This is a genomic window from Novosphingobium guangzhouense (assembly GCF_002896965.1).
GTDB lineage: Bacteria > Pseudomonadota > Alphaproteobacteria > Sphingomonadales > Sphingomonadaceae > Novosphingobium > Novosphingobium guangzhouense.
Genome location: NZ_LYMM01000015.1, coordinates 1 through 847 on the forward strand (window position 1 = coordinate 1; position 847 = coordinate 847).

At 64.9% G+C, this 847-nt stretch carries 1 pseudogene; it reads right to left on the minus strand.

The features are described from left to right. Nucleotides 1-804: pseudogene (locus A8V01_RS04920) on the minus strand (hypothetical protein); the annotation flags it as partial. Nucleotides 805-847 lie beyond the last annotated feature (43 nt).

Below are 847 nucleotides of genomic sequence, written 5' to 3' on the forward strand. Positions count from 1 at the left end.
GCGTCCCCAGCCCATCTGGAAGCCGAAGAAGCGAATGTAACCGTTCTGCGCCAGCTTCATCGTGATCGGCCCAAGCCTGCGGGGTGTCACGACCCTGTCGTCGGCAACTCCGGCGGTGATCTCCGCAGCGCTTGCCTCGGCCACCGTGATGGTGCGGTCGGCACTGAGGTTGCCGCCTCCGGACGCCACACCGCCGCCCGTGATCGAGACGCTGCGCAAGGCGAAGGTGGAAAGCGCCTCGGTGATCGAGCCGATCGCGCTGGAAATCGGGGCGAGCATCGCCGCGATCCGAGTCGCAAGCTTCCTTGGCGTGACGAAAGGGGCATCGTCCACCCCGGCATCCACTTCGTCCTGCGTGGCGACGCGGGCAATGCCGCGCGTCTGCTCGGTTGCGGGCGGCCACACGAAATCTGCGTTGCCGAAGGAGATTTCTGCGGCAAGGTCGGCATTGAACGCGATGTCGAAGGCCATCAGCGCAAAAGCCAGTCCTGCCTTGCTCAGCACGGTACTCTCTGCACTGAAGCTGGCGAACAGCGTGCCATCGTCAAGAAACAGGCCGAAGCCCGTAGCATTCCACACGTCTGCTGACGTGTCGTATGCGGTGATGTGCGCGACGTTGGGCGCTGCGGCGACGCCGGACAGAATGTCGAGCCGCTTGAACTCTCCAGGCAGCGCCGTGAGCGTAGGCGCAGCGATGAAGGGCACGTCTGTTAGACCAAGGAAGGCAATGACCGTCTGGGCGGTCCCGGCCGGGGCGGTGACGGCGGCCAGCCCGGCGGTAGTCAGCTGCAGGAGAAGGGCCATCAGTCAGCCTCCAGAAAGTCAGTGGTGTCGCCGTCGAGGATCG